The organism is Rhizobacter sp. P1_G5 (genome assembly GCF_056405435.1).
On the sequence record NZ_JBFUCB010000430.1, the window covers coordinates 1 to 5,363 of the forward strand.

Sequence of the window (5,363 nt, forward strand, 5' to 3'; positions counted from 1 at the left end):
GTGCGACGTGCGACTCGACAGGTCCTGGTTGCCCATCGCGATCTCGGCCGAGGCCGTCGCGATGCCGTCGGCCGACTGGCGCACCTTGCCGACCATGTCGACCAGGCTGCCGTTCATCTTCTTCAGCGCGGCCAGCAGCAGGCCGGTCTCGTCGCGGCTGTCGACGACGATGTCCGTGCCCAGGTCGCCGGCAGCCACCGCCTCGGCGAGCGTGACGGCGCGCGTCAGCGGCGCGGTCACCGCGTTGCTGAGCAGCCAGCCGAGGCCGACGGCCGCCAGCATCGCGGCGACGCAGGCGGCGATCATCGTGATGCGGTCGCCCGCGTAGGCCGCATCGGCCACCTTGACGATCCCTTCGGCCTGCGCATATTCGTATTCGATCAGTTCGCTGGTGGTCTTCAGCAACGCCGCCAGCAGCGGCCGGCATTCGGCGTTCATCTTCGTGATCGCCTCCTCGCGCTTGCCGTCCAGCGCCATGCCGACGATGCTGAGCGCCACGACGTCGTATTTCATCTCGATGGCGTCGATCTGCGCCACCAGCTCGCGGTCGCGCGCGGTCACGTCGAAGCTGTCGCCCATCGCGGCCTTCAGGCGCTGCATCGCCACCTTGGTCTCCTCGTGCGATTCGGAGACGGCCTTCTTCTCGAACTCACGGTCGGCCGGATCGGTCACCAGCACCAGGTTGCGCGCCGCGATCGCGCGCCGCGTCGCGGCACCGCGCAGGCTGGTGGCCAGGCGTTCGCGCTGGCCGACACCTTCCAGGTAGTTGTCGAAGCGCTCGTTCGAACGGGAGAGCGAGCGCAGCGACAGCCCCGAGACCAGCAGCACGATGGTCGCCAGCACGGCAAAACCGAGCATCAGCTTGGTCTTCACGCGCATGTTCTTGAAGTTCATGAGATTCCCTGAGTCGGTAGGAAGGCTGACCGGATGACACGCCATTGTTCGATGGCGCTGCGTGGCTGCCAATCCGATGCGCGCCGCGTGTGGTGTCGGTCAAGGTCAGGCCCAGCATGAGGGGAAACTGCCTACAACTGCGATCGATGCTCTGGGCGRCGGCCTGGCCTGTGAGCGCTGTCTGACCCGGCAAGCYGGCGCCGTCCGGCAGATTCGCACACCGGCAGGCTCGACCATGGGCCATCTCGTCTGCACGGAGACCCTCGATGGGCCTGACCCCCTTGAACCGCTGGCTCGGCCGCACCGCGATGCCGTTCTTCCGCAAGGCCCTGCCCGCGATGGGCGACACCGAACGGGCCGCGCTCGAAGCCGGCACGGTGGGCTTCGAAGGCCAGCTGTTCTCCGGAAGGCCCGATTTCGATGCGCTGCTGGCGATCCCGCCGAACCGCCTGACGCCGGACGAGCACGCCTTCCTCGACGGTCCGGTGCGCGACCTGATCGGCATGCTCGACGACTTCTCGATCGACACCGAGGGCGACCTGCCCGCCGCCGTGTGGCAGCACCTGCGGACGAAGCGCTTCTTCGGCATGATCATCCCGAAGGAGCACGGCGGCCTGGGCTTCAGCCACCATGCGCATGCGACCGTGGTGACGCGCATCGCGAGCGTGAACGTCGCCGCCGCGGTCACCGTGATGGTGCCGAACTCGCTCGGGCCGGCCGAACTGCTGCTGCGCTACGGCACCGAGGCCCAGAAGGCGCAGTACCTCGAACGCCTGGCCGATGGCCGCGACCTGCCCTGCTTCGGCCTGACCTCGCCCTATGCCGGCTCCGATGCCGCCGCCATCCCCGACCGCGGCGTGCTGACCGAGCGTGTGATCGACGGCCGGCGCGTGCGCGGCTTCAGCGTCACCTTCGACAAGCGCTACATCACGCTGGCGCCGGTGGCGACGGTGGTCGGCCTCGCGTTCCAGGCGGTCGACCTGACGCGCCCCGAGGGCGAGCAGGAACTGGGCATCACCTGCGCGCTGCTGCCGGTGCCGACGCCCGGCATGGAGATCGGCCGCCGCCACCACCCGATGGATTCGGCCTTCATGAACGGCCCGGTGCGCGGCGAGAACGTGTTCGTGCCGATGGACTGGGTGATCGGCGGCGAGCCGCAGGTGGGCCAGGGCTGGCGCATGCTGATGGAGTGCCTGGCGGCAGGCCGCGCGATCTCGCTGCCGGCGATGGGCGCGGCGATGCAGCAGACGGCGCTGTTCGTGATGAGCGGCTACGGGCAGATCCGCGAGCAGTTCGGGCTGCCGATCGCGAAGTTCCACGCGATCGCCGCGCTGCTCGCCCGCACCGCCGCCGACCTGTACGCGACCGACGCGGCCCGCCGCTACACCGCTGCGGCACTCGATGCCGGCCAGCGGCCGAGCGTCGCGAGCGCGATCCTGAAGGTGCACCTGACCGAAGCCGGCCGGCGCGCGGTGATCCACGGCATGGACGTGCTGGGCGGCAAGGGCATCATCTCGGGGCCGGGCAACCTGCTCGGCGCGGCATACCGCCAGGCGCCGATCGCGATCACGGTGGAAGGCGCCAACATCCTGACGCGCTCGCTGATCATCTTCGGCCAGGGGGCGGTGCGCTGCCATCCGCACGTGCTCGACGAGATGGCTGCGGTGCAGGCGAACGACGAACAGGCGCTGGGCGCGGCGCTGCTGGCGCACGGCCGCCACGTGCTGCGCAACCTGGGCGCCAGCCTGGTCGGCGCGCCGCTGCGCGGCCAGGTGCCCGAGGGCCTTCGGAAAGAAGCGCGGCTGATCGCCCGCGTGTCCGCCAAGTACGYGTTGACGGCCGACCTGGCSATGGGCYTGCTGGGCGGCAAGCTCAAGCGCATGGARTTGCTGTCKGCMMGGCTSGGCGATGTGCTGGCGAACCTGTACCTCGCATCGGCCAGCGTGTGGCGCTACGAGCGCGAGGCCGACCCGGCCCTGCTGCCGATCGCGCGCGCGGCGATCCGCGTGCAGCTGGACCAGGCCGCCGCGACGCTGCGCGACCTGTACGCCAACCTGCCCTCCGGCCTGCTGCGTGCGCTGGCGCCGCTGCTGCTGAACGGCACGCGGCACCTCGCCCCGCTGCGCGACCGCGACCTGGTGGCGCTGGCCGAATCGCTGCGCAGCGAACCGGCGGTGCTGGCGCGCCTGTGCATCGATGTGGGTTCGCCGCGCAGCGGCGGCCTGCGCGACCTGCGCAACGCGCTCGACCAGGCGCGTGCGCTCGGCGACGAAGCCGGCGAACTGAACCAGGCCTTGCGCCATTCGCGTTCGCTGGAGGATGTGGCCAGCCATTCGCGCAACCCGGCGGCCGCGCTCGCCTACCTGCGCGCGGCGGCCAGGGTGATCCCGACTTTCCCGGTTCCCGGACCGGCGCGGCCTGTGGCGCCGCCGTCGCCCGTCCCATCCGCCGCGGCCATCGCGGTGCCCGATCCACTGGAGGTGCCATGAGCCAGAACACCGTGAACCCGACTGCTGCCAACGCCGTCTCGAACCCGATCCGCAGCGACGGCGTGCTGCCGCCCGAGAACAAGGTCTTCCTGGCCTTCCGATCGGCCGACGACCTGCAGGGGGCGCTGAACGCCCTGCTGGACGAGAACTTCCTGGAAAGCGACCTGCTGGTGTTCTCGCCGCAGCAGATGGCGCGGCAGATGCGGACCAACATCGCCCATGCGGGCGTGCTGGCCTCGATCGGGCAGGACCTGAACCTGCTGAAGACGCACCTCGCGCTGGCCGAGCAGGGGCACGGCTACGTGGTCGTGCTGTGGCCGAAGAGCGACCACGAGGAGTTCATCACGCAGGTGGCACGCGAGCACAACGCGGCGCGGGCGCAGAAGTTCGGGCACCTGATCATCGAGGAGCTGATCGAGCCGAGCCCGGGCCAGCAGCAGCACTTCGAGTCGCCCGATCGCGGGCTGGACCGCGGAGCGGAACACGAGAGGCAACGCTGAGCGCGCGGTTCACGGCACCGCCGGATCACAACACGGCGTAGCGCCCCGGCTTGTGGTTGACCGCGATGAACAGGTTCATCACGATGGCCGCGAGCACCGACCATGCGACGCGCGACGGTTCGACCACCGTCAGCGCAAGCAGCACGACGCTGCAATCGACGCCCATCTGCACCTTGCCGGCCCGCCAGCCGCGTGTCTGCTGCAGGTACAGCGACACGATGGTGGCGCCGCCCAGGCTGGCGCGGTGGCGAGCGAGGAACAGGCAGCCCGAACCGAGCAGCAGCCCGCCGAGCACGGCCGCGTAGGCCGGGTGCAGGCGCTCGATCGCGAACAGCTGGGGCGACCAATCGGTCATCAGCGACAGCAGCGTGATCGCGATGAAAGTCTTCAGCGTGAACTCGCGGCCCATGCGCCGCCACGCGAACCAGTAGAACGGCAGGTTGATCGCGAAGAACAGCTTGCCCAGGCCGATGCCGGTCGCGTAGTGCAACACGAAGGCGACGCCGGCGGTGCCACCGGTCAGCAGCCCGACCTGCGCGAACAGGATCAGCGCCAGCGAGACGAACAGCGTGCCGGTGAAGATGGCCTGCGCGTCCTCGAACAGCGTGTGGCGCTGGAGCGGCGGCGGGGTTTCGGAGGAGGCAGCGGGGGTGCTCATGGCCCCCGATGTTGCAACAAGCGTGCCGCCCACGCGAAGCCTGAAGACCTTCAATGCCCGCTGCTGTCACCCGAGCGGCCGGCCTCGAACAGGAACCAGGTGCGGCGCTCGGTCTCGTCGATCCACACCTCGATCAGGCTGGCGGTGGCGATGTCGTGGTGTTCGTCGCAGACGCCGTGGGCCTCGCGCAGTTCGGCGACCAGCGTCTTGTTGTCCTCGCGGAGTTCGGCGAGCATGTCCGACGGCTCGACGAACTCGGCGTCGTTGTCGAGGATGCGCTGCGAGCGCGCGACGTGGCCGATCGAGCGCAACGTGCTGCCGCCCACCTTGCGCACGCGTTCGGCGATCGGGTCGGTCATCGCGTAGAGCTGGTCGGCCTGCTCGTCGAGCATCACGTGGTAGTCGCGGAAGTGCGGCCCGCTCATGTGCCAGTGGAAGTTCTTGGTCTTCAGGTACAGCGCGAACACGTCGGCCAGGATGCCGTTCATCGCAGCGGCGATGTCGCGCGTGGCGCCGGCCTTCAGGTCGGTCGGCGTGACCAGCGGGGCGCGCTGGCGTTCCTTGGCGCTGCGTGCCGGGGACGGGGCCTTCTTCTTCATCGCGAATCCTTCCGTGGAGTGTTCGCGCAGCATAGCGTTGTGCTGATTTATTCGCCTCCTTCTGAGGGGGCAGGCTTCTGTTCTTTCGTGGCGCGTGTTCGGAGCGGCCGGGGCAGGCTGTGGGGGCTCGGCTGGGGCGGTCGGCCCTGGCGGGCCGCACGAAGAAGCTCGGCTTCGGGGGTGCATCGGCAAACTCCCGCCACTCACTTCGTTCGTTGTGGTC

Annotated in this window: 5 protein-coding genes; 2 read left to right on the top strand and 3 right to left on the bottom strand. The window is 69.5% G+C overall.

Features of this window, described 5'->3' with window-relative positions; translation table 11 throughout:
- Positions 1–894, bottom strand: an 894-nt coding sequence (locus AC1D12_RS23665) for an MCP four helix bundle domain-containing protein (RefSeq protein ID WP_477843242.1), incomplete at its 3' end; no start/stop codon positions are given.
- Between the two features lie 266 nt (positions 895–1,160).
- Here AC1D12_RS23665 and AC1D12_RS23670 point away from each other — a divergent pair.
- Both AC1D12_RS23670 and AC1D12_RS23675 read left to right on the top strand, forming a co-directional pair.
- Positions 1,161–3,383: an acyl-CoA dehydrogenase gene (locus AC1D12_RS23670; protein WP_477843244.1), complete on the top strand. Its 2,223-nt coding sequence runs from the start codon at positions 1,161–1,163 to the stop codon at positions 3,381–3,383.
- Entirely contained in the window at positions 3,380–3,883 is a 504-nt protein-coding gene (locus AC1D12_RS23675; protein WP_477825574.1) for a hypothetical protein, read from the top strand. Before AC1D12_RS23670 ends, AC1D12_RS23675 begins: the two co-directional genes overlap by 4 nt.
- 25 nt (positions 3,884–3,908) lie before the next feature.
- On the opposite strand, the gene AC1D12_RS23680 is transcribed toward AC1D12_RS23675, so the two are convergent.
- Together AC1D12_RS23680 and AC1D12_RS23685 are read right to left on the bottom strand one after the other, a co-directional pair.
- The gene (locus tag AC1D12_RS23680; RefSeq protein WP_047507958.1) at positions 3,909–4,541 is read right to left on the bottom strand and encodes a YitT family protein; all 633 of its coding nucleotides are present in this window, start codon (positions 4,539–4,541) and stop codon (positions 3,909–3,911) included.
- Between the two features lie 50 nt (positions 4,542–4,591).
- Positions 4,592–5,140: a Dps family protein gene (locus tag AC1D12_RS23685; protein WP_477843246.1), complete on the bottom strand. Its 549-nt coding sequence runs from the start codon at positions 5,138–5,140 to the stop codon at positions 4,592–4,594.
- Positions 5,141–5,363 lie beyond the last annotated feature (223 nt).

What these genes read in the sequence shown, in the direction of transcription:
- AC1D12_RS23675 (WP_477825574.1), top strand. Translation starts at nt 3,380, where the DNA reads ATGAGCCAGAACACCGTGAACCCGACTGCTGCCAACGCCGTCTCGAAC.
- AC1D12_RS23680 (WP_047507958.1), bottom strand. Translation starts at nt 4,541, where the DNA reads ATGAGCACCCCCGCTGCCTCCTCCGAAACCCCGCCGCCGCTCCAGCGC.
- AC1D12_RS23685 (WP_477843246.1), bottom strand. Translation starts at nt 5,140, where the DNA reads ATGAAGAAGAAGGCCCCGTCCCCGGCACGCAGCGCCAAGGAACGCCAG.